The organism is Pseudonocardia sediminis (genome assembly GCF_004217185.1).
Lineage (GTDB): Bacteria > Actinomycetota > Actinomycetes > Mycobacteriales > Pseudonocardiaceae > Pseudonocardia > Pseudonocardia sediminis.
This window is the reverse complement of the sequence record NZ_SHKL01000001.1, coordinates 2720833-2742309: the sequence shown is the minus strand read 5'-3', so window position 1 is coordinate 2742309 and position 21477 is coordinate 2720833. Positions and strand designations below refer to the sequence as shown.

The 21477-nt window shown below is 74.6% G+C and carries 22 protein-coding genes; 14 read left to right on the top strand and 8 right to left on the bottom strand.

Annotation, left to right across the window (positions count from 1 at the left end):
- Nucleotides 1–97 precede the first annotated feature (97 nt).
- The 10 genes from EV383_RS12825 (at nucleotide 98) to EV383_RS12780 (ending at nucleotide 10477) form a co-directional block, all read left to right on the top strand.
- A complete protein-coding gene (locus tag EV383_RS12825; RefSeq protein WP_242623061.1) occupies nucleotides 98–1342 on the top strand; it encodes an inositol-3-phosphate synthase in 1245 nt (414 codons plus the stop codon).
- The gene (locus EV383_RS12820) at nucleotides 1339–2370 is read left to right on the top strand and encodes a hypothetical protein (protein ID WP_242623060.1); all 1032 of its coding nucleotides are present in this window, start codon (nucleotides 1339–1341) and stop codon (nucleotides 2368–2370) included. Before EV383_RS12825 ends, EV383_RS12820 begins: the two co-directional genes overlap by 4 nt.
- On the top strand, nucleotides 2367–3470 hold the full coding sequence (locus EV383_RS12815; RefSeq protein WP_207223507.1) for a class I SAM-dependent methyltransferase: 1104 nt from the start codon (nucleotides 2367–2369) through the stop codon (nucleotides 3468–3470). The genes EV383_RS12820 and EV383_RS12815 overlap by 4 nt, the downstream gene beginning before the upstream one ends.
- Nucleotides 3467–4477 (top strand): Gfo/Idh/MocA family protein, encoded by a 1011-nt coding sequence (locus EV383_RS12810; protein ID WP_130290124.1) that lies wholly within the window; start codon nucleotides 3467–3469, stop codon nucleotides 4475–4477. Before EV383_RS12815 ends, EV383_RS12810 begins: the two co-directional genes overlap by 4 nt.
- On the top strand, nucleotides 4474–5304 hold the full coding sequence (locus EV383_RS12805) for an MBL fold metallo-hydrolase (protein WP_130290123.1): 831 nt from the start codon (nucleotides 4474–4476) through the stop codon (nucleotides 5302–5304). The genes EV383_RS12810 and EV383_RS12805 overlap by 4 nt, the downstream gene beginning before the upstream one ends.
- Complete coding sequence (locus EV383_RS12800; RefSeq protein WP_130290122.1) at nucleotides 5301–6776, top strand: YcaO-like family protein; 1476 nt, start codon at nucleotides 5301–5303, stop codon at nucleotides 6774–6776. The genes EV383_RS12805 and EV383_RS12800 overlap by 4 nt, the downstream gene beginning before the upstream one ends.
- Nucleotides 6773–7624, top strand: coding sequence for a sugar phosphate isomerase/epimerase family protein (locus tag EV383_RS12795; protein ID WP_130290121.1), 852 nt, complete (start codon nucleotides 6773–6775; stop codon nucleotides 7622–7624). Before EV383_RS12800 ends, EV383_RS12795 begins: the two co-directional genes overlap by 4 nt.
- Nucleotides 7621–8868 carry a glycosyltransferase family 4 protein gene (locus tag EV383_RS12790; RefSeq protein ID WP_130290120.1) on the top strand — a complete coding sequence of 416 codons (1248 nt, stop codon included), beginning with the start codon at nucleotides 7621–7623 and terminating at the stop codon, nucleotides 8866–8868. Before EV383_RS12795 ends, EV383_RS12790 begins: the two co-directional genes overlap by 4 nt.
- Nucleotides 8835–9656 carry a PIG-L deacetylase family protein gene (locus tag EV383_RS12785; RefSeq protein ID WP_130290119.1) on the top strand — a complete coding sequence of 274 codons (822 nt, stop codon included), beginning with the start codon at nucleotides 8835–8837 and terminating at the stop codon, nucleotides 9654–9656. Before EV383_RS12790 ends, EV383_RS12785 begins: the two co-directional genes overlap by 34 nt.
- A gap of 98 nt (nucleotides 9657–9754) precedes the next feature.
- Entirely contained in the window at nucleotides 9755–10477 is a 723-nt protein-coding gene (locus tag EV383_RS12780; RefSeq protein WP_130290118.1) for a class I SAM-dependent methyltransferase, read from the top strand.
- 79 nt (nucleotides 10478–10556) lie between these two features.
- Here EV383_RS12780 and EV383_RS12775 read toward each other — a convergent pair whose 3' ends face one another.
- From EV383_RS12775 to EV383_RS12765, 3 genes are all read right to left on the bottom strand, one after another.
- Complete coding sequence (locus EV383_RS12775) at nucleotides 10557–11363, bottom strand: SAM-dependent methyltransferase (protein ID WP_207223505.1); 807 nt, start codon at nucleotides 11361–11363, stop codon at nucleotides 10557–10559.
- Between the two features lie 56 nt (nucleotides 11364–11419).
- Entirely contained in the window at nucleotides 11420–11938 is a 519-nt protein-coding gene (locus EV383_RS12770) for a sensor histidine kinase (protein ID WP_130290116.1), read from the bottom strand.
- Between the two features lie 177 nt (nucleotides 11939–12115).
- Nucleotides 12116–13225: an aminotransferase class I/II-fold pyridoxal phosphate-dependent enzyme gene (locus tag EV383_RS12765; protein ID WP_165438330.1), complete on the bottom strand. Its 1110-nt coding sequence runs from the start codon at nucleotides 13223–13225 to the stop codon at nucleotides 12116–12118.
- A gap of 61 nt (nucleotides 13226–13286) precedes the next feature.
- On the opposite strand from EV383_RS12765, the gene yczR reads away from it, so the two are divergent.
- Complete coding sequence (gene yczR, locus EV383_RS12760) at nucleotides 13287–14678, top strand: MocR-like transcription factor YczR (RefSeq protein WP_130290114.1); 1392 nt, start codon at nucleotides 13287–13289, stop codon at nucleotides 14676–14678.
- 48 nt (nucleotides 14679–14726) lie between these two features.
- Here yczR and EV383_RS12755 read toward each other — a convergent pair whose 3' ends face one another.
- The gene (locus EV383_RS12755) at nucleotides 14727–15635 is read right to left on the bottom strand and encodes a LysR family transcriptional regulator (protein ID WP_130290113.1); all 909 of its coding nucleotides are present in this window, start codon (nucleotides 15633–15635) and stop codon (nucleotides 14727–14729) included.
- A 98-nt stretch (nucleotides 15636–15733) separates the two neighbouring features.
- Between EV383_RS12755 and EV383_RS12750 the strand changes: the two genes are divergently transcribed.
- On the top strand, nucleotides 15734–16699 hold the full coding sequence (locus tag EV383_RS12750; RefSeq protein ID WP_242623059.1) for a type 2 periplasmic-binding domain-containing protein: 966 nt from the start codon (nucleotides 15734–15736) through the stop codon (nucleotides 16697–16699).
- A 91-nt stretch (nucleotides 16700–16790) separates the two neighbouring features.
- Here EV383_RS12750 and EV383_RS12745 read toward each other — a convergent pair whose 3' ends face one another.
- The 4 genes from EV383_RS12745 to EV383_RS32145 are packed head-to-tail and all read right to left on the bottom strand — an operon-like array spanning nucleotide 16791 to nucleotide 19946.
- Nucleotides 16791–17795, bottom strand: coding sequence for an NmrA family NAD(P)-binding protein (locus EV383_RS12745; RefSeq protein ID WP_130290111.1), 1005 nt, complete (start codon nucleotides 17793–17795; stop codon nucleotides 16791–16793).
- Complete coding sequence (locus EV383_RS12740) at nucleotides 17792–18667, bottom strand: polysaccharide deacetylase family protein (RefSeq protein WP_242623058.1); 876 nt, start codon at nucleotides 18665–18667, stop codon at nucleotides 17792–17794. Before EV383_RS12740 ends, EV383_RS12745 begins: the two co-directional genes overlap by 4 nt.
- Complete coding sequence (locus EV383_RS12735; protein ID WP_242623057.1) at nucleotides 18664–19776, bottom strand: glycine C-acetyltransferase; 1113 nt, start codon at nucleotides 19774–19776, stop codon at nucleotides 18664–18666. The genes EV383_RS12740 and EV383_RS12735 overlap by 4 nt, the downstream gene beginning before the upstream one ends.
- Nucleotides 19777–19778: 2 nt before the next feature.
- Nucleotides 19779–19946: a hypothetical protein gene (locus EV383_RS32145; RefSeq protein WP_242623056.1), complete on the bottom strand. Its 168-nt coding sequence runs from the start codon at nucleotides 19944–19946 to the stop codon at nucleotides 19779–19781.
- A 23-nt stretch (nucleotides 19947–19969) separates the two neighbouring features.
- Here EV383_RS32145 and EV383_RS12730 point away from each other — a divergent pair, with 23 nt between their 5' ends.
- Both EV383_RS12730 and EV383_RS12725 read left to right on the top strand, forming a co-directional pair.
- On the top strand, nucleotides 19970–20440 hold the full coding sequence (locus tag EV383_RS12730) for an Lrp/AsnC family transcriptional regulator (RefSeq protein WP_130290109.1): 471 nt from the start codon (nucleotides 19970–19972) through the stop codon (nucleotides 20438–20440).
- Between the two features lie 58 nt (nucleotides 20441–20498).
- Nucleotides 20499–21395, top strand: a complete 897-nt coding sequence (locus tag EV383_RS12725; RefSeq protein WP_130290108.1) for a LysR family transcriptional regulator — start codon at nucleotides 20499–20501, stop codon at nucleotides 21393–21395.
- The last annotated feature ends 82 nt before the right edge of the window (nucleotides 21396–21477 follow it).

Genomic DNA, 21477 nt, shown 5'->3' with positions numbered 1-21477 from the left:
CCACACCGGGGGCGCGGGTGTCCCGGCGTACCCATCCGCCCGGCCCGTCGACACGACGGCGCCGGGCGGCCCAGGACGACTCATGCAGGAGACAGCCGTGACCGTTGACCCGAACATCACCGACCCCGCGGAGAGCACCTCCGCGGCACAGGAGACATCCGCACCCGACGCGACCGGACACCGGGTCGGTGTCGCCGTCGTCGGGCTGGGCGGTGCGGTGGCCTCGACCATGGTCGCCGGCGTCGAGCTGCTGCGCCTCGGCGCCGTCGGCTCCGCCGGTCTGCCCTTCGCCGACCGCACCGAGCTCACCCCGTACGAGAGCCTGCGGTTCGGGGGCTGGGACCTCGACCCGGCCGACCTCGCCAAGGCCGCGCAGGTCCACCAGGTCCTCGAACCCGCCCAGCTCGACCTGGTCGCCGGACATCTCGAGACCCTCACCCCCTGGCCGGCGGTCGCCGACCCCCGGTGGTGCCGCAACGCCGGCGGCGCGAACGTCGTGGAGATCTCCTCGCTGCGTGAGCGGATCGCCCGCATCCGCGACGACCTGCAACGCTTCCGCACCGAGCAGGAGCTGGACACGGTGGTGGTGCTCAACCTGGCCTCCACCGAGGCGGTCCCGCCGGACACGACCTTCCTCGCCGACGCCGCGGCGCTGGAGCGGGCGATCGACGCCGACGACCCGGCGGTCACCCCGGGCGTGCTCTACGCCTACGCCGCCATCTCCGAGACCTGCCCCTACGTCAACTTCACCCCGGGCGCCGGGGCCGAGTCCCCGGCTCTGCAGCACCTGGCCGAGCAGCACGGCGTGCCGATCGCCGGCCGCGACGGCAAGACCGGCCAGACGATGCTCAAGACGGTACTGGCGCCGGCCCTGCGCAGCCGCGGCCTGCACGTCGACGGCTGGTACTCCACCAACCTGCTCGGCAACCGCGACGGCGAGATCCTCAACGACCCGGACTCGATGGCCAGCAAGGTCAACACCAAGGGCTCGGTGCTGGACTCGATGCTCGGCTACGCCGTCGACGACCACATCGTGCGCATCGACTACTACCGGCCCCGCGGGGACGCCAAGGAGTCCTGGGACAACATCGACCTGACCGGGTTCCTCGGCGGGCGGATGCAGCTCAAGCTCGACTTCCTCTGCCGTGACTCCGTGCTCGCCGCGCCGCTGGTGCTCGAGCTCGTGCGCATGGTCGTCGAGGCCCACCGCCGCGGCGAGTCCGGCGCCCAGGAACAGCTCGGCTACTTCTTCAAGTCCCCGGTCACCCGCGACTCCCGGCCCCCCGAGCACGGCTTCGCGCGCCAGGAGCAGACGCTCAACGACTGGCTGGACGGCCGGTGAGCACCCGGGCCGACGCGGGGGCGGTCACCATCGGCGACCCGTCCCTGCCGGCCCGGCTGGCCGAACGCCTCGCCCTGCTCGACGAGATGGGCGACCTCAAGCGCATCCGGGTCGCGGCCGCGGCGGGCTCGGTCGCCGAGCGGGCGTTCGTCCGCGCGTGGTGCTCGATCGCCGCGGGAGCCGACCCGGCGCGGGTCGCGGTGACCGAGTGCGCGGCGGCGGCAGCGGCCACCCGGCTGTCCGGTGTGGACGCCTGGGCGCTGCTCGACGCCGGCTGCGCCGACGCCGAGGTGCGTTCGATCCTGGACACGGCCGTGGGCGACGTCGTCGGTGACGGCGCGCCCGCGACGCTGCGCGCCCTGCGTGCGGCCGTGCCCGACCTGCTCGGGCACGCGCAGGTCGGGCACGCGGGTGTGGCTCCCCTGGGCACGCCGGGGTTCGTCACCGCACTCGCGCGCCAGCCCCGGGCCGGGGCGACCGCTCCGGGGCATCGCCGCCTGATCGTCGAGCCGCCGGAGAACCACGCCGAGCACTGCTGGGCGGTGGCGGTCTACGGAGCGCTCCTGGCCCTCGACGGCGGGTCGGGCCCCGAGGACGTGGGCACGGTGTTCCTGCTCGGCCTGGCCCATCACCTGCACAACGCCGACCTGCCCGACGCCGGGTTCGCCGGCGAGCTGGCCCTGGGCGGGCACCTCGCCCCGCTCGTGCACCGGCTCACCGAACGCCGGATCGCCGAGCTGATGCCGGGCCCGGGCACCCGGGTGCGGCAGGCGCTGGCCCACGCCCGCGGTACCGGTACCGCGGTGGGCGCGGCGTTCCACGCGGCCGACGTGCTGGACCGGGTCCTGCAGGTGCACCACCACGCCCGCGGCGCCGCCTTCACCGCCGCGGCGGCGCTCGAGGACCTCGACATCGTCCACGACGGCCCGGTCGCCGCCTACCACGACGCGGTGCTGGCCGCCGCGGGTCTCGGCGCCCCGCGCCGGCGGCCGCGGGCCGGTCCGGCCGGCTCGGGGCCCGGGTCGTGACCGGGCCGTGGTGCGGCGCGGACGGAGCGACGCTGCGCCCGGACACGCCCCACACCCTCACCGACGGGACACGGCGCTGGCCGGTCGTCGACGACGTGGCGTGGCTGCGCGCCGGCGACGACGACCTCCGCGAACGCGCGGTCGCCGAGCTGGACCGCGGCGACGTCGACGGGGCCGCGGCCCTGCTGTTCGCCGACGCCGACGAATGGTGGGACCAGCGGGCGCCGTCGAACGCGCGGCTGCGGCGGGTCCGGCACACGCGCACCCTGCGCGAGGCCGTCGACCTGCTGGGGCTCGGCCGGGTCGGCACCTACTTCCTGCACCGCTGGAGCGACCCGACGTGGCTGGCCACGCTCGCCCTGACCGCCGCCCACCCGCCGGCCGGGCGCCCGGTCGTCGACATCGCGTGCGGTGCGGGGCACCTGCTGCGCCACCTGGCCCAGCACGGCCACGACGACCTGCTCGGGGTCGACGTGGTGTTCGCCAAGCTGTGGCTGGCCCGGCGCCACCTGGTGCCGCGCCGGGTGAGGCTGGTCTGCGCCGACGCCCAGGCCGCGTGGCCGGACCCGGCCGGCGGGCCGCGCTACGTCTGCTGCCACGACGCCCTCTACTTCCTCGAGCACAAGGCCGCGGTCCTCACCGCGGCACGCCGGCACGCCGGCGGGCAGGGCGCGGTGGTCGTCGGCCACGGCCACAACGCGCTGCACCCGGCCGGGCGCTCGGGGCGTCCGCTGCCCGGGCCGCAGTGGGCGGATCTGCTGCCCGGGTCGCGGGCCTACACCGAGGAGGAGCTCACCGCCGCGGCGCTCGACGGTCGCCTGCCGCGGGTCGCCGAGCCGGCGGAGCTGGCCGGCACCGAGGCCGTCGGGCTGGTCGACGACCCCGCCGGCGCGCCCGGCGAGACCCGGCTGCTCTATCCGCCGCCGCACGCCCGGCTGCGGCCCAACCCGCTCTACACCGGGCCGCTGCGGCACTGGCCCGGCGACGCGTGGGCCGCCGAGTACGGCGAGCGCGCCGCGGCCTACCTCCCGGCGCTGTGGACGGCCTACGAGGACCCCGTGCGCCGGCGGATGCTCGTCGACATCCCGGAGACCTGGTGACGGCGCGGGTCCGGTGGGGGGTGGTCGGCTGCGGCTGGGTCACCCGCGAGCACGCCGTCCCGGCCCTGCGCTCGCTGCCCGGGGCGTCCCTGGCCGCGGTGTGCGACCGCGACCGGGGCAGGGCGGCGGCACTCGCCGGGCCGGCGCGGGTCGCCACCGACGTCGACGGGCTGCTGGCACCGGGCGACGTCGACGCCGTCTACGTCGCGACCCCGCACGACGACCACGCCGCCACGGTCACCGCGGTCGCCGCGCACGGCGTGGCGGTGCTGTGCGAGAAGCCGATGGCCACCTCGCACACCGACGCCCGGGCGGTGGTGACCGCGTGCCGGGGACGGCTCGCCGGGACCGCCTTCGACCAGCGCTTCCACCCCGCGCACCGGCGGATCGCCGAGATCGTCGCCGAGGGCGGGCTGGGCACCGTGACCGCGGTGCGGATCGTCTACGGCTGCTGGCTGCCTCCGGAATGGAGCCCGCCGGGAGCCGCGCCGGGCGAGGTCAACTGGCGGGCGGACCCCGTCCGGGCCGGGGGCGGGGCCTCGGCGGACCTGGCCCCGCACGGTGTCGACCTGGTCGGTGTCCTGCTCGACGACGACCTCGTCGCACTCGAGATCATGCGCCAGCACCGGGTCCACCCCTACCCCGTCGACGACGGGAGCGTGCTCGTCGGGCGGACCGGCCGCAGCGTCCTGTTCAGCGGGCACGTCAGCTTCAACACCGGCGACGCCCTGCCACGGCGCAGCCTGCACGTCGTCGGCACGGCCGCCCAGCTCGTCGCCGAGGACACGATGGGCCAGACCGCCGGCGGCACGCTGACCCGGATCGACGCCCGCACCGGCGCCCGGTCGGGCATCGACTTCGACACCGCCACCGACCCCTTCACCGCCCAGCTCGCCGCCTACACCGCGGCCGTCGCCGGGACCGCCCCGTGGCCCTTCCCCCTCGACCGCGACCTGCGGCTGCACCGACTGCTCGACGACGCGATGACGAGGAGCGCCGACCGATGACCCTGCGCCCGTACTCCTGTGGCTCCTGCGGACACTGGCAACGCTGGTTCGCCCCTCCCCCCGCCTGCCCGGTGTGCACCGACGTGCGCAACGCGCTGCCCGACGACGGCTGGGACTTCACCCTCGACACCGACGTCGCGCGGGGCCGGACCGGACGGTGGGCCGAGGTCGCCGACGGCGTGAGCGGCTACTGGTGCGAACCGCAGCTCGGCCTGGGCACCACCGGCTGGGTGATCGAGACCGACGACGGGCCGGTCGGGTGGGAGGCCGCCGGGTACTACCCGCCGGAGTCGATCGCCCGGCTGCGCGAACGCGGCGGGCTCGTCGCACTCGGGTCGAGCCACGTGCACGGCTACGGCGCGCTGTGGCAGCTGCAGGACGAGCTCGACCCGGAGGTCCTCGCCGTCAACGTCCACGACCTGGGCTGGACCAAGGCGTTCCGGGTGACCTGGCCGACCGACGACCGCCACGAGCTCGCGCCCGGGCTGACGATGCACCGCTCCGGCGGGCACTTCCCCGGGCACTGCGTGCTGCACGACTCCCGGCGCGGGATCCTGTTCGTCGGGGACCTGCTCAAGGTCGACCTGACCGACGACGGCCGACCGGCCGGGCTGTCGTGCCACAAGGCCTACCACGCCCAGATCCCGCTCTCCCACGACGAGATCCGCGCCTCGCGCGCCCTGGTCGAGCAGCTGGACTTCGACGCCGTCGCCACACCGTTCGAGTTCGCCGCACCGGTGTCGTCCAAGCAGGTCATCGCACTGTTCGACCGCCAGCTTGCCGGCCGTCCGGTCGCCGGACCGGTCCCGCTGGAGGAGCTGTCGTGAGCGCCGCACCCGAAACCACGGCGCTGGGGACCGCGGCCGGCCTGCTCCGTGCCGCGCTGCCCGACGGTCGCCTCACGATGTTCGCGATCACCGGCGCGGACCGGGCCGGTGTCCCGACCGTGTCGGCGGACCTGTCCGGCACCGCCGACGGCCACGACGACGCCGGTATCGGCTACGGGCACGTCGACGAGCAGGCACAGGTCGGCGCGCTCGGTGAGCTGGCCGAGGTGGTGCTGACCCGCGGGGCGGCGACGCGAACGTGCCGGGCGTCCTACACCGAGCTGCGCCGCGGGACCGGGGGCTCCGGCGTCGTCGACCCCCGCGCACTGGTCCTGCCCGCCGGCACCACGGTCGACGACGACGCCCCGCGGGACTGGTCGGCCGCCCGGCGCTGGCGCACCGGTGAGGACGTGTGGCTGCCCGCCGAGTTCTGTGTCTCCGGGGGCGGCGACCTGCCGCCCGGCCCGATGACCCCGGCGCTGATCACCCCGATCACGAACGGCAACGGGGCGGGCGACACACCCGAGCGCGCCGTCTCCCACGCCCTGCTCGAGCTGCTGCAACGCGACGGCAACGGCACCCGCTTCCGCGCCCTCGACGCCGGGACCGTGATCGAGCTCGACGACGTCCGCGACCCGGTCACCCGCGACGTGCTGCGCCGCCTCGCCGACGCCGGTGTCGAGGTGCTGCCCAAGCTCGCCACTACCGCGTTCGGGATGACGGCCCTGCACGTGGTCGGCGTCGACACCGATCCCGACACCGACCCGCTGGCGATGAGCGCCTGCGGCGAGGCCGTCCACCCCGACCGGGAGGTCGCCCTGCGCAAGGCGGTGCTGGAGTACGCCGCCGCGCGGGCCCGCAAGGTGTTCATGCACCGCCCGCTGGCGCAGCTGTGGGCGCTGGCACCCGAGGACTACTGGCAACGCCGGCTCAGCCGCCCGGTACCGGCGCAGGAGACCCGCGCGCTCGAGGCGATGCGCGCGTGGTCGGGCCTCGACACCACCGCGATGGGCGCCCTGCTCGAACCGGTCGTGTGGGCGCGGCACACCACCGTGGCGTTCTCGTCCCTGCCGACCGTGCCGCCCGGCTCGCTCGACGACCCGGCCGCCCTGCTCGAGCACCTGCTCGTCGTCCTGTCCGGCTTCGACGTGCTGGTCGTGGCCCCGCCGCCGGGGCCCGCCGCCGCGGTCAAGGTGATCGTGCCCGGTCTGGAGGCCGAGACCATGTCCTACGGCCGGATCGGCGCCCGCGGCGTCGCCGGTCTCCTCGAGCGCGGCTCCGCGCTGGCCGGCCTCGGCCCGCCTCCGCACGACGGCGCGAAGGCCGTCGTGCTGACCGGAGACGGACGCGACCGGCTCGGCGACGACGCCTGGCTCGACCTCGACGCCGTGGCGGCGACCGTCGGCCCCCTCTACCCGCTCTACCGCGAACCGGCCCGGCACGTACTCGCCCGGAGCGGGGGCACCCCGTGAGCCTGCGCTGGGCCTACAACACCAACGGGCTCGTGTGCCACCGCCTCGACGACGCACTGACCCTGCTCGCGGACTCCGGCTACGACGGCGTGGCGCTGACCCTCGACGTCGCCCACCACGACCCGTTCGCACCCGACCTGGCCGCGCGCACCGCGGCGCTGGCCACCCGGCTCGACCGGCTCGGGCTGGGCTGCGTCGTCGAGACCGGTGCCCGGTTCCTGCTCGACCCCCGCCGCAAGCACCAGCCCACGCTGGTCAGCGCCTCCGCCGACGGACGCGCCACGCGGGTGGCGTTCCTGCGCACCTGCATCGACGTGGCCGCCGACCTGGGCGCCGAGGCCGTGTCGTTCTGGGCCGGCGTGCCGGACCCGGGCACCGACCCGGCCCTGTCCTGGCGCCGTCTCCTCGACGGCGTCGGCGACGTCGTGGCCCATGCCTCGGACCGCGGTGTGACGTGCGCGTTCGAGCCCGAACCCGGCATGGCCGTCGACGACCCGGACGACTGGGCCCGCCTCGCCGCCGCGGTTCCCGGGCTGACCCTGGCCCTCGACACCGGACACTGCCTGGTCTCGGGCCGCTACACGCCGGCGCAGGCCGTGCAGGCCTTCGCCGGGTCGCTCGGCGCGGTCGCGGTCGAGGACATGCCCTACGGCCGCCACGAGCACCGCGCACCCGGCGAGGGCGACATGGACCTGGCCTCGGTCGTGCGGGCCCTGCACGAGGTCGGCCACCGCGGGCTGGTGTCGCTGGAGCTGCCCCGCGACGCCCACCGCGCCGACGCCCTCGTCCCCGCCGCCCTGCAGACCCTGCAGGCCTACGAGCCCGACCGCACCGAGGTGCCCGCGTGAGGATCTGCTTCGTCTCCCGCCGCTACTGGCCCGCCGTCTCGGGCATGAGCGCCTACGCCGAGAACCTGCTGCGCCATCTCGTCGCCGCCGGGCACGAGCCCACGCTGGTCTCGCAGTACCGCGGCGACGAGGCCGGGCGCGCCGTCTACGGCGGCGGGCCCCCGCCCGCCGACCGGATCCCCGACGGTGTGCCGGTGGTGGCCCTGGAGTCCCTCGGCGAGCAGGCCGTCGCCCACGGCCACCCGGCCGACTTCGAGGCCGACGTCCGGGCCATGACCGACGCCGTGCTCGACCTGCACGCGGCGACGCCGTTCGACGTGCTGCACGCGCAGTACTCCTACCCCAACGGGCTGGCCGTGCTGCGCGCCGCGCACACCACCGGACTCCCCGCGGTGGTCTCGGTGCAGGGCGGTGACGGGCACTGGGTCGGCACCTGCTGCACCACCCACCGCGCACTCAACCGCGCGGTGATGCAGGGTGCGCCGGCGCTGCTGATCGGGTCGGACTCCTTCGCCGCCGAGGTCGCCGACCGCCACGACGTCGACCGGGCCCGGTTCGCCGTGATCCCCGGGGCCACCGACGCCGACCGGTTCTTCCCCGCGGGCCCGCCCGGCGCCGTCTCCGACCCCGCCGTCCTGCTCTACCACGGCCGGATCGACGCCCGGAAAGGCGTGCTCGACCTGCTCGACGCCGTCTCCTCGCTGCTCGAGCACCGGCGGGTGCGGCTGCTGGTGTCCGGCATCGGACCCGACACCCGGCGCGTCGCGGAACGGATCGCCGAGCTCGGTCTCGGCGAGCACGTCGAGGTCCTCGGCGCGGTGCCCTACGAGCGGGCCGAGGAGGTCTACCGGCGCGGGGAGATCTTCGTCAGCCCCACCTACGCCGAGGGCTTCTCCAACACCGTCCTGGAGGCGATGGCCTCCGGGCTCCCGGTCGTCTCCACCGACGTCGTCGGCGTGCGGGACTGCGTGCGCGACGACGAGAACGGGGTCCTCGTGCCGGCGGGTGAGCCCGCGGCGCTGGCGACCGCGCTGGCCCGGCTCATCGACGACGCACCCCGGCGGCGGCGCCTGGCCGAGTGCGCGCTGGACGAGGTGCGCCGGCGCTGGTCCTGGCCCGTGGTCGCCGCGCGGATCACCGGGGTGTACGACGAGGTGATCGCCCGCGGCGCGGGCGTGGCCGCGATCGAGCAGCCGGCGATGGACCCGGAATGCCGGTTCCGCGCCGCGCCGCACCTGCTGTGACGCCCCCGGTGACCGCCGCCGGTGTCACCTCCCTGCCGGCGGGCCCGCACGGGCGGGTCGCGACCGCGGTCGCGGTCAGCCCGCACCTCGACGACGCCGTGTTCTCCGCCGGGGCCACCCTCGCCGCGCTGGCCGCGTCCGGGTGGCGGGTACTCGTGCTGACGTGCTTCACCGCCTCGGTCCCCGACCCCCGGGGCTTCGCCCTGTCCACCCAGCTGGACAAGGGGCTCGGACCCGACGTCGACTACATGGCCCTGCGCCGCGACGAGGACCGCGCGGCGTGCGCCGTGCTCGGCGCCCGGCCGGTGCACCTGCCCCTCGCCGAGGCACCGCACCGCGGCTACGACTCCGCGGCCGCACTCTTCGACGGCGTCCGACCCGACGACGACGCGGCCCGGGCGCTGCCACCACTGCTGGCGCCCCACCTCGCGGCGGCGGACCTCGTGCTCGCCCCGCAGGCGATCGGGGACCACGCCGACCACCGGGTGGTCACCGAGGCGGTGCGCGCCCTCGCCCCCGCGGCCTGGTGGTGGCGCGACGTCCCGTACGTGGCCCGGAACGACGGGCGCCCGTGGTGGGCGGTGCCCGACGGCCCGGACCGCGGCGTCGACGTGGTGGCGACCCTGCCCGGCAAGACCCGGGCGGCGCGCTGTTACGCCACCCAGGTCGGCTTCCAGTTCGGCGGCGACGGCGAGGTCGCCGCAACACTGCGGAGGATCGCCGCGGACGAGGGCTCCCGCCTCGGCGCCGGGTGCGCCGTCGAGGCGTTCCGCATCCCCGGCCCCTGACCGGGCCGGAGACGACGAGACCGCCGCCCGGTCCGGCGCCGCCCGGGGCTCCTCGTCGGGTCCGGGTTCCCGGGGCCGGTGCCGTGCACACTGGACCCATGACAGCGACGCCGAACGCCTGGACCGTGGAGCTCGACACGACCCCGGACCGGAGCCAGAGCCAGGAGGAGTTCCTCCTGCACCGTCCCGGCGCCGGCGGCGGCACCGAGCGGATCGCACTGCACGACTACGCCACCGTCTACGCGGTGCCCGGGCTCTACGAGGAGGTGGTGCAACGTCGTCTGGAGTGCTCCTCCCCCGCCACCGTCGCCTCGGCGCTGGCCGAAGCGGCCGGGGAACAGGTCACCGACCTGCGCGCCTTCGACCTCGGCGCCGGCAACGGTGTCGTCGGCGAGGAGCTGACCGCTCGCGGCGTGACCGTCGTCGTGGGCGCCGACGGCATCCCGGAGGCACGCGACGCCGCCCACCGCGACCGCCCACAGCTCTACCGTCACTACCTGGTCGGGCAGCGGCTCGACTCCGGCCGGGTACGGGACCTCATCACCGACGAAGGGCTGAACACCCTGGTCGCCGCCGGTGCCGTCGGGCAGGGCCACGTCCCGGTCGACGCGCTCGGGGAACTCTGGGACGCCTTCCCGTCCGGCTCCCACCTCGCGCTGACGGTCTCCGACGTCGACGGACGCAGTGACCTCGCCGACGTCGAGACGATGCTGGCCCGGCGGACCGCCACCCGCGTACTGATCCGCCGCCACTTCCGCCACCGCCTCAGCATGGCCGGCACCGAGCTGTTCTACGTCGTGCTGGTGGCCGTCAAGGACTGAGCACCCGGCTCGGCCGCGGGCATACGGAACGCGAGCGCGGCCCGGAACCGGTCGGTCAGCAGAGCGATCCGGCACGGCGTCACCGTCGACGGCGGGCCGATACGAGTCCCACCGCGCCGTAGACGGCGGTGTCCGGGAGCTCGGAGTGGGTGCGCCAGCGGCGGATGTCGACCAGGCCGGGGTCGACGAGGTCGAACCCGGCCAGCGCCTCGTGGAGCCGGGCGCGGCTGCGCAGGTAGGCCGGGGTGGCGCTGGTGGCCATGACCTCGGCGAGCTCACGCATGTGGGCGGCCGCGGCGGGGTCGGCGACGTCGTCGCTGCCGTGCGAGATCACCAGCGCGCTGCCGGGGGCCATCACCTCCCGGTACCGGCCGACGACCGCGGGCAGGTCGTCGTCGGGGGCCACGTAGTGCAGTGCCGCCACCGCGAGCACGGCCACCGGGGCCTCGAAGTCCAGGAGCCCGCGGACCCCGTCGGCGCTGAGGACCTGGTCGGGATCGCGCAGGTCGGCCCGAGTGATCGTGACCCCGACCTGATCGGCCAGCACGGCGCGGCTGTGCGCCACCGCGACGGGCTCGATGTCGACGTAGGCCACGCGGGCGTCGGGCAGATGACGCCGGGCGATGTCGTGGACGTTGCCGGCGGTCGGGATCCCCGAGCCGAGATCGAGGAACTGGGAGATCCCGAGCTCACAACAGAGTTCGACGGCGCGTCCGAGGAACGCCCGGTTGGCGTGCCCGGCCAGCGCGGCGTCGGGGAACCGGGCCAGCATCGCCTCCCCGGCGGCGCGGTCCACCGCGAAGTTGTGCGAGCCGCCGAGCATGTAGTCGTAGATGCGCGCCGCGTTGGGTCTGCTCAGATCGATGCCGGGGTGCTCGTCGGTCACGACACACATCGTGCCCCTCCGGTCACCACCGGTGCCCGGTCCGGTACGCGTCGGCCTCAGTCGGGTGCCGGACGGTGCAGGACGGCCCGGACCCGCCAGCCCGCTCCGTGCGGGCCGGCCTGGACCGAGCCCCCGAGCAGAGCGGCCCGCTCCCGCATCCCGACCAGGCCCATTCCCGATCCCGTGGTCGGCGGGCGGTGGCCCGGCACCGGTCCGGCGTCCTGCACGGTCACGACCACCGTGTCCGGGTCGTGACCGACCCCGACCCGCGTGGGGGTGGGTCCGGCGTGGCGGACGACGTTGGTCAGTGCCTCGACCAGGACGCGCTGGGCGAACAGGTCGGCGTCACCGGGCGGGTCCGCCGGGTTGCCGCGCACGTCGACGGTCACCGGGAGCCCGGCGCTCCGGGAGGGCTCCGCCAGCTCCGCCACCCCGGCGACCCAGCCGATGCCGGCCGTCACCGAGAACAGGACCACGAGCACGGCCGTCGCGGCCAGCTCGGGCCATCCCAGATCGGGCCGCCCCGGGCGCGAGACCCCGGGCAGCAGCCCGTTTCCCTCCGGTGGTGTCGTCATCGTCGTCCCCTCTCCTCGCCCGGTCACCGTCTGCGACCGGCTCGAACGAGACTAGGAACGATCACCGCAGCTCCACCTCCGTGACAGGGAGGACGTTCCGCGGCCCTTCTCCCCCTCAGGACGGAGACGGGACCCGGCGTCCCGCTCGAGACGCCGTACGGAAGCCGGGACGGCGCGTCACGGCTCGGACAGGCACTCGTCGAGTGCCTCGAGGGTCCGATCGAGCGTTGCGCGGCCCAGGCCCACCCGGAGGTGGGTGTCCGGGAGGTGCAGGACGCCGCTGGGGACCGCCCACACGGAGTGCTCGCGCGCCATCCGCGTGGCCAGCGCCGTCGCGCCGTGGTGTCGGAGCTCGACCATGGCGACGGTCCCGGCGCGTGCCGGTGTGTGGGCGAGGTGCTCGGAGCGCGCGGCGACGAACTCGGCGAGGCGCGCGGCGTTGGCGGTGACGAGGTTCCTGGCGCGCCCCAGCAGCGCCCGGGATCGTCGCAGCCCGCAGACGGCGAACACCTCCCCGGCCGCGTTGTTGCCGAGCGAGGTCCAGTAGCGGTAGGTCCGGAGCCGGTCGAGAAGATCGCGGTCGGAACTCGCGACCCAGCCGATCCGGGCACCGGGCAGGCCGTAGACCTTCGACACCGACCCGATGCTGATGCAGTGCGGGCCCCGGTCCGCGGCCGCGGGCAGCGGGACCCCGGCCGGGTCGAGACCGCGGTAGACCTCGTCGCTGACCAGCCGGGCGTCGGCGCGGCGGGTCAACTCCACGACGTCGTCGAACCGGGCCGGCGTAAGGGTGGCGCCGGTCGGGTTGTTCGGAAAGTTGATCACGACCACGGCGGTGCGGTCGGTCACGGCCGCGGCGAGGGCGTCCATGTCGAGGGTCCAGCCGTCCTCGGCGCGCAGATCCACGCGACGCACCGTGGCACCCGCCGCGGCCGGCAGGTCGGTCAGCAGCTGGTAGGTCGGCCCGACGACCACGACCTCGGAACCCGGCTCGACCAGGACGTTGATCAGCGCGAAGACGGCCTCGGTCGCGCCGTTGAAGGTGTGCACGTCATCGGCGCCGAGCGTGTCGTAGAGCGCGGCGACGTGCTCGCGCAGCAGCGCCGACCCGCGCGAGTCCCCGTAGGACAGGGTCGTCTCCGACCACAGCCGCCGGGTCTGTGCATCGGCCCCGTCGAAGAGCTCCCCGATCGTCACCGGCTCCACGTCGGAGCTTCCCATCGAGTAGCGGCACGACTTCTTGTGCGCGGCCACCCAGTCCTCGAGAGCGAAACGCGGTAGCGACATGGACCCACCCTGACCGATCTCTGGCATTGCTTCCCATAGCCAGATCGACGATCCTGGACCGGTGCAGATCGGAGCGGCGTCGCTCGCCGCTCAGCTCGGCGACTGGCGTGACGTGCCGGAGCCTGCGCATCGTGCGCTGGCGAACCGGCTACGCCTGCTGGTCCAAGACGGCCGGCTGCCGCTGAGCGTCCGTCTACCGGGAGAACGCGACCTGGCCGCGGCCGTCGGCGTGAGCCGGACGACGGTCGGAGCGGCGTATGCGGCACTGCGTGAGGAGGGGTACCTCTCCTCACGTGAGCGGAGCAGGAGCGCGGTGCGCCTGCCCCGGGGACCGACTGACGCGGAGCACGCCGACACCGGGAGCGACACGATCGACCTCTCGGTCGCCTCGTCCCCCGCGCCCGGGCCGTTCCTCGCCGACGCCCTCGGCCGGGCGATGACCATGCTCGCCCGTCACCTCCCCCGCGTGGGTTACGACCTGGTGGGCATCCCGGAGCTGCGCGCCGCGGTGGCGGACCGGTTCACCGCGCGCGGCGTGCCGACCACTCCCGGTCAGATCATGGTCACCTCGGGCGCCCAGCACGCCCTGTCGCTCCTCGTACGGACGCTGGCCGCGCCCCGTGACCGGGTCCTGGTCGACCATCCGACCTACCCGCAGGCGCTGGCGGCCCTGTCCCGGGCCGCGGTGCGGATCTCGCCCGTCGCCCTCCGGGACGGCGGCTGGGACCTGCCGGCACTCGCCGATGCGAGCCGTGGCTGCGCACTCGCCTACCTCGTGCCCGACTTCCACAACCCCACCGGGTACTGCATGGACACCGCGGCCCGCGAGGCACTCCGCCTCGGCTGCCCGGTGATCGTCGACGAGACGCTCGCCGAGCTCGCCCTCGACATCGACCCGCCGGCACCCGTCGCGGCATTCCTCCCGGAGGCGATCACGATCGGCTCCCTGTCCAAGGTCGTCTGGGGTGGCCTGCGCGTCGGCTGGATCCGTGCCGCCACCCCGACGATCCAGCGGCTCACCCGGGCCCGGGCGACCGGCGACCTGGGCACGTCGGTGATCGACCAGCTCGTCTCGACCGTCCTGCTCGAACAGCTCGACAGCCATCTCCCGCACCGGCGCGACGAGCTGCGCGGACGGCGCGCGCACCTGCTGCAGCTTCTCGGCGACCGGTTCCCGTCGTGGACGGTGTCGCCGGGACCGGGCGGGCTGTCGCTCTGGGTCGGGCTCGACGCACCGATCAGCTCCGCGCTCGCGGCCGCCGCCCCCGACCACGGCCTGCGCCTCGCCGCCGGGCCACGGTTCGGCCTCGGCGGAGCCTTCGAACGTCACCTCCGCCTGCCCTACGGCCTGCCCGAGCCGCTCACCACCGAGGCCTTCGCCCGCCTCCGCTCGACCGCCGACGACCTCGGCGCGCGCCGCACACGCGTCGGTCCGTCGACACCGGCCGTGTGAGTGGCCCCCGACCGTGCCGGACACGCGGCCCGCCGGTGAGGGGGCCGATCACCGGCGCGGACCGGTGGTTCCCGGCCGGTGTTCCCGGCCCGGCGGCGGCCCCGCCGACCGGATCATCCAGGTGTGCAGCGCCCGCGCCGCCGGGGACATCGACGAGCGGTGCAGCACGCCGAACGGCGGATGCGAGGTCGGCGGCACCACCTCGTGCACCCCGACGGCGGGTCCCGGCCGCTCGACGACGGAGGCGGCCATCACCGCGACCCCGAGCCCGGCGGCGACGAGGTCGCGCACCCCGTCCGGCGCCGACGCCTCGAACCGGACCGGCAGGTCCACCCCGAGCCGGGCGGCGAGGCCGTCGAGAAGCTCGCGGAGCCCGCTGCCCACCGGCAGGCACACGAACGGCTCGCCGGCGAACGCCGTGAGGTCGCCGCCGGCCCGGCCCGGTGGCGTGACGAGCACCAGCCGGTCGTCGGACAGGGGTGTGACGAGGACTCCCGACGGCGGACCGGGATGGACCGGGCCGAGCACGAGGTCCAGCTCACCGGCGGCCAGGTCGCCGGCGAGGGCGTCCACGAGCCCGGTGCGCAACGAGAGCGTGACGCCCGGGTGCCGGGCGGCGAAGCCGGCCAGCACCGCGGGCAGGTCGAGGCCGCCGAGCACCCCGGTGGTCCCGACCGCGACCGAGCCGCGCACGACGTCGGCCACCTGCGCCGCCTCGTCGCGCGCGGCCGCCAGCTCGGCCAGCACCCGCCGGGCCCGATCGAGGAACAGCTCCCCCGCCTCGGTGAGCCTCACCCGCCGGGTGGTGCGCGCCAGCAGCGTGACCCCCAGCTCCGACTCCAGCCGCCGGACCTGCGCGGAGATCGCCGTCTGCGCCACCCGCAGGTCGCCGGCGGCCCGGGTGAACCCACCGCACCGCACGACGGCCTCGAAGTAGGTGAGTTGTCGCAGCTCCACGGCATTGAGCATCGTTCGCGCTGAATCCCAGCGCAACATGGTCTTGGACCCCGAGGGACCCGGCGGCGCATCGTGGAGCCATGATCACCGTCGGCTCCATGCGTTACGACACCACCGCCGCCCTGTTCGAGGGCGCGGCGACCTTCCCGGGCCACGACATCGAGATGCGGACCGGGCCCGTCGTCCCAGACGTCTTCGCCCGCATGCTCCGCGACCGGGAGTTCGAGGTCGCCGAACTCGGGCTCGGGTTCCTCCTGCGGGTGCTGGAGGAGGAACCGGGGGCGTTCGTCGCGATCCCCGCGTTCCCCAACCGGGTGTTCCGGCACTCCTGCGTCTACGTCCATGCCGGCTCCGGCATCGAGACCCCGGCCGACCTCGTCGGACGCACGATCGGTGAGTTCGGGATGTACTCGCAGGACTCCGGGGTGTGGGCCAAAGGGATCCTTGCCGACGAGTACGGGTTCGACCCGCGGCGCAACCGTTGGGTGCTCGGAGGGCTGGACATCCCGATGGCGCCGTTCGACTTCGTACCGCAGCGCCGGCCCGAGGGCGTCGAGATCGCCGTCGAGACCGAGCGGGCCCTCGGTGACCTGCTGGCCACCGGCGAGATCGACGCGCTGTTCAGCGCGAACGTGCCCGCGAGCTACGGCGGGCCCGGCGTACGGCGGCTCTTCGAGGACTACGTCCCGGTCGAGCAGGACTGGTACCGGCGCACCGGGCTGTTCCCGATGATGCACGCCGTCGTCGTGCGCGCCGACGCCCTGGCCGCGCACCCCAACCTCGCCCGCGCGGCCTACCAGGGTTTCCTCGACGCCAAGAACGCCGCACGTGAGCACTACCTCGGCGCGGGACGACGGCTCTACCAGGTCCACACCATGCTGCCGTGGGCGAGCCGGCTGGCCGAGGACGACATCGCGCTCATGGGCGAGGACTGGTGGCCCTACGGCATCACCGCGAACCGGGCGGCACTCGAGACGTTCCTGCGCTACCAGCACGAACAGGGCCTGTCCGCCCACCGCTTCACCATCGACGAGGTCTTCGCACCCGACCTCATGGACACCTGATCGACGCAGGGGCCGAGCGACTACCCGGTGCGGCTCAGGTCGGGGACGACCTTCCCCCGCCGGGGCGCACGGGCGGACCTGGCACGGGTTCTCAGGGGGCGTCTCGGGGTCCGATCCGGATCGGGAACCTCTGGGCCCGGCGCTCGGTCCCGTCCCAGCCGGTGGCGCGCAGCCAGTCTTCGAGGTTCATCAGATCGGGGTGGATGCCGCGCAGGGCCTCCATGTCGCGGTCGCGAGCGACGATGTCGCGGTGCTGCATGAACCGGGCGAGGGCGGCGTAGTCGTGCCCGACGTCCGGGACGGACTCCACGACAGCGGTCGGCAGTGGCGCGTAGGCGGCGGGGACCGTGGTGACCGCCTCGAAGGTCGCGGCGATCTCGTCACCGGTCGGGTTGTCCCCGGCGACGGCCAGGTCCCGGGCACCCCAGCTCTGCCAGTGCTCGAACATGAAGTCGGCGAACCAGGCGATGTCGTCGAGGGCGATCAACGGGTAGCGGCCCCGGCCCAGGGGGAGGGAGAACAGGTACCCCTGCCGCCCGTCGGGGAGGTCGCCGAAGCGGGGCGCGAGCCGGAGCGTGAGGTTCTCGAAGTAGGGCGACGTGGTGATGATCGAGACGTGCTCGCGGTACCAGCCGTCGTGTTCGTGTCGCATCATCTCCTCCGAACGCTGCAGGCCGATCCAGGCGGCGACCGCGGCCTTGGAGTCGAAGTGTGGGACCTCGATGGCACCGCCGGTCAGTGCGACGGCGTTGTCCAGCGACGAGTAGACGAACCGGTCCACCCCGGCGTCGCAGGCCGCTCGCAGGACGGACAGTCCCTGCTCGTACTCGGTCAGGACGCTGCGGCTGGAGAAGAAGTCGGTGTTGCAGAAGACGCGGTCGACGCCGCGGAGCGCGCGGCGGACGTCGTCGTCGCAGGTCAGGTCGCCGGCGGCAAGCCGGAGCCGGTCGCCGCCCCGGCGGGCCAGCTCGAGCGCCTGCGCGGACCGGGGGTCTCGGGTGAGGACGACGACATCACCCCGTCCGGCACGGAACAGTCGTTCGACGACCCGGGTGCCCATGGCGCCGGTGCCGCCGATCACCAGTGTGGTGGTCATGATCGGGCTGATCCTCCGTTCCCGTCGGCTGCCGGGTCGGCCAGGACATGCTCGGCGACCTGCTGATGGGTGGCGATCCACACCGAGTCCCCGGCCTTCTGGATCTCGGTCAGGACGCGGTCGAACATCGCCGCGGGGAGCGGCCGTCCTCCGACATGTGCGTGCACGGTCACGTTGAGCACGCCGGGCCCCGGCTCGGCCAGCAGAACGGCCAGCAGGTCGCGGTGGTCCCGGTGGTAGGCGGCCGGGCCTCCGGTGCTGCGCACGTCGGTGACGTCGCTGTGCATGATCCTCACGAGCGGACCGTGGTCCGTCGCGAGCACCGAGGGCAGGTCCCGGTCGTTGTGGTCGCCCCACCAGGTCATCGCGTGCCGGGCCAGCAGGTCGGCGGTGCGGTCGGAGAACCCCGCGCGGGGGCTCATCCATCCCACCGGACGGTGGCCGGTGAGCGACCCGATGCCGTCCAGGCACCGCGTCAGGTTCGCCTCCTCGGCCTCCGCGTCGAGCAGCGCGGGGACGACGTCCTGGGTCCAGGAGTGCGCGGCGATCTCGTGCCCGTCGCGGTGCAGGGCGCGGACGAGGTCGGGGCGCTCCTCGCCGACCAGCCCGCTCACCCCGAACGTCGCCGGTATGCACCTCGAGTTCAGGATCCGGGCCAGCCGCCACGCTCCGTCGTCGATCCCGTAGCGCGACCACGAGATGCTGTGGTGGTCCGGTGCGCCGGGCAGGGGCCAGGCGGCCGCCATGGGCGCGTACGGAGGCCACCCGCCGGGCGACCAGAGCTCGACCATCACAGTGATCATCACGGCGAGCTTCCGGTCACCGGGCCAGCCGGACCACGCCGGCGCGGTGCCGTGCCACGGCCCGGTCACGACCGCTCCCGGTCGGCCCGGGCCGCGACGAGCGCCGCGGTGCAGCGCCGGAGGTCGTCCGGTGTGTGCGCCGCGGAGACCTGGATGCGCAGGCGTGCGGAACCGTGCGGAACCACCGGGTACCCGAAGGCGACGACGTGGATCCCGCGCTCCCGCAGCGAGGACGCCATCCGCTCGGCCTCGTCGACGTCGCCGATCATCACCGGGACGATGGGATGGTCCGTACCGAGCAGGTCGAAGCCCTCGTCGGCGAGCATCGCCCGGAGATCGGCCGCGTTGCGCTGCACCCGCGCACGTCGCTCGACGTCGGTCACCGAGATGCGCAGCGCCGTGGCGGCGCCCGCGACGATCGGCGGCGGCAGGGCGTTGGAGAACAGGTAGGGCCGCGCCCGCCGACGGACGACGTCGACGACGTGACGACGCCCGCTCACGTAGCCGCCGGCGGCGCCGCCGAGGGCCTTGCCCAGCGTCCCGGTCACCACGTCGACCTGATCGGCCACCCCGAGCAGCTCGGGGGTGCCTGCGCCGGTCGCCCCGACGACGCCGACCGCGTGCGAGTCGTCCACCACCACGAGGGCGTCGTGGACCGCCGCGAGACGACATATCTGCGCCAGCGGGGCGTAGGAGCCGTCCATCGAGAAGACGCCGTCGGTGACGACGACCCGGCGGCGAGCCCCGCGGGTCAGCGCGAGCTGCTCGCCCAGATCGTCGGTGTCGCGGTGGCGGTAACGGCGGCGCCCGGCACGGCACAGGCGGATGCCGTCGATGATCGACGCGTGGTTCAGCTCGTCGCTGATCACGACGTCCCGCTCGTCGAGCAGCGCCTCGAACAGGCCGCCGTTCGCGTCGAAGCACGAGGAGAACAGCACGGTCCCCTCGGTGCCCAGCAGGTCCGAGAGCGCCGACTCCAGCTCGACGTGCAGGTCCTGGGTCCCGGCGACGAACCGGACGCTCGCCATCCCGAAGCCCCGACGGTCGAGCGCCCGCTTCGCGGCCTCGATCACCCCGGGGTCGTCGGCCAGCCCCAGGTAGTCGTTCGTGGCGAAGTTCAGCACCTCGCGACCGGCGATCCGCACGTGCGACGACTGCGGTGACTCGATGACCTGCACGGTCACACCTTCTTCGAGCGATCGACGAACACTTCGTTGATCACGATGTCCCCCGGCCCCGACGAACGTAAAGTACCGGCAACCATGTCGAGACGGATGACCGCCGGTCGTGCTGCGGCCGCGCCATCCGTCTCGCGGCGGCACCGCGGCACGGTGGGCGACCGGACCATCGGCCCGATCAGGGGAGGCGAGCATGGACGACGCGGCGCGACTCGACGAGGTGGACCGGCGGATCATCGCGGAGCTGGAGGCCGACGGCCGGCTCTCGGTCCGGGCGCTGGCCGAACGGATCCCGATCTCCCGTGCCGCCGCCTACACCCGGCTCGAGCGCCTCACCGGCTCCTCCGTGGTCACCGGGTTCACCGTCCTCACCGACCCCGCCGCCATGGGCCTCACGACCTCCGCCTACGTGACGATGACGGTTCGCCAGAGCGCCTGGCGGGAGCTGCGCGAACGCCTGCGTGAGATCCCCGAGATCCACCACATGGCCCTCGTAGGTGGCGAGTTCGACGTCATCCTGCTGGTGCGGACCACCGACAACGACGCACTACGCCGCCTGGTCCTCGAACGCCTGCAGGACATGCCCGGGGTGCTCGGAACCCGCACGTCACTCATCTTCGAAGACCTCGAGAACCGCCCGAGGCGGACGGACCGGAGACCGTGACGCCGAGCCACGTCATGCATCGCACGCACATCCGGTAGGTCGCTTATACGATCCGATAATGGAGCCGACGATCACCGGTCTGCGTGTGCTCCGCGCGATCGCCGAACGCGGCACCTTCACCGCGGCGGCAGCTGCGCTGGGCTATACCCAGCCCGCGGTGTCCCGGCAGGTGGCCGCACTGGAACGGGCCGCAGGCGCCGCCTTGATCGAGCGCTCCGCCGCCGGCGCCCGGCTCACCCCCGCCGGCCAGACGCTGCTCCGGCACGCCCGCGTCGCCCTGGATGCGATCGCGGCGGCCGGACGCGAGCTGTCCGGGGCCGAGGCGACCATCGAACCGGTTCGTCTGGGCGTCTACCTCAGCGCCGGTGCGGCACTGCTCCCCCGCGCGCTGTCCACGCTGCGCCGCCGGCACCCCCACATCGAGGTCATCACCCGTGACGGCACCACCCCGGCCCTGGTCCGTGCCCTGCGCGCCGGCACCCTCGACCTCGCGGTGATCAGCTCCCGCCCGCCGCACCACCCACCGGACACCGAACTTCCCCGGCTGCGGCTGCAGACCCTCGACGAGGGCGCCCTGCGGGTGGCGGTGGCCGATCCCGGCCCGTTCTCCGGCCTCGGGGCACTGACCGTCGCCGACCTCACCGACGCCGACTGGATCGCCGGCCCCGCGACCGCGACCGAGCCGCTCCTCGGGGTCTGGCCCGGCCTGCCCGGACACCCCCGGGTGCGTCACCACGCCCGCGACTGGCTGACCAAACTGCACCTGGTGCAGGCGGGTTGCGGGATCACCACCGTGCCCGAGGCACTCGCCCCCGCACTCCCACCGGGAATCCTGCTTCTGCCCGTGGAGGACGCCGGTTCGGTCGAGCAGCGACGGACCGTGCTGGCCGAACCACCCGGACCGCGCCCCGCTGCCGTCGCCGCCGTCGCCCGGGCACTGGGCGGACCCGCCTGATCTCGAGCCCGCCGACCGGCCTGCGCAACGCCCGGGTCCATGACGAGGACGCATGGCCGGTATGCCGAAGAGTCGTTGGCCG

What these genes read in the sequence shown, in the direction of transcription:
- EV383_RS12785 (WP_130290119.1), top strand. Translation starts at nt 8,835, where the DNA reads ATGCCGGTTCCGCGCCGCGCCGCACCTGCTGTGACGCCCCCGGTGACC.
- EV383_RS12745 (WP_130290111.1), bottom strand. Translation starts at nt 17,795, where the DNA reads ATGACCACCACACTGGTGATCGGCGGCACCGGCGCCATGGGCACCCGG.
- EV383_RS12805 (WP_130290123.1), top strand. Translation starts at nt 4,474, where the DNA reads ATGACCCTGCGCCCGTACTCCTGTGGCTCCTGCGGACACTGGCAACGC.
- EV383_RS32145 (WP_242623056.1), bottom strand. Translation starts at nt 19,946, where the DNA reads ATGGTCCGGTCGCCCACCGTGCCGCGGTGCCGCCGCGAGACGGATGGC.
- EV383_RS12780 (WP_130290118.1), top strand. Translation starts at nt 9,755, where the DNA reads ATGACAGCGACGCCGAACGCCTGGACCGTGGAGCTCGACACGACCCCG.
- EV383_RS12765 (WP_165438330.1), bottom strand. Translation starts at nt 13,225, where the DNA reads ATGTCGCTACCGCGTTTCGCTCTCGAGGACTGGGTGGCCGCGCACAAG.
- EV383_RS12770 (WP_130290116.1), bottom strand. Translation starts at nt 11,938, where the DNA reads ATGACGACACCACCGGAGGGAAACGGGCTGCTGCCCGGGGTCTCGCGC.
- EV383_RS12750 (WP_242623059.1), top strand. Translation starts at nt 15,734, where the DNA reads ATGCGTTACGACACCACCGCCGCCCTGTTCGAGGGCGCGGCGACCTTC.
- EV383_RS12730 (WP_130290109.1), top strand. Translation starts at nt 19,970, where the DNA reads ATGGACGACGCGGCGCGACTCGACGAGGTGGACCGGCGGATCATCGCG.
- EV383_RS12725 (WP_130290108.1), top strand. Translation starts at nt 20,499, where the DNA reads ATGGAGCCGACGATCACCGGTCTGCGTGTGCTCCGCGCGATCGCCGAA.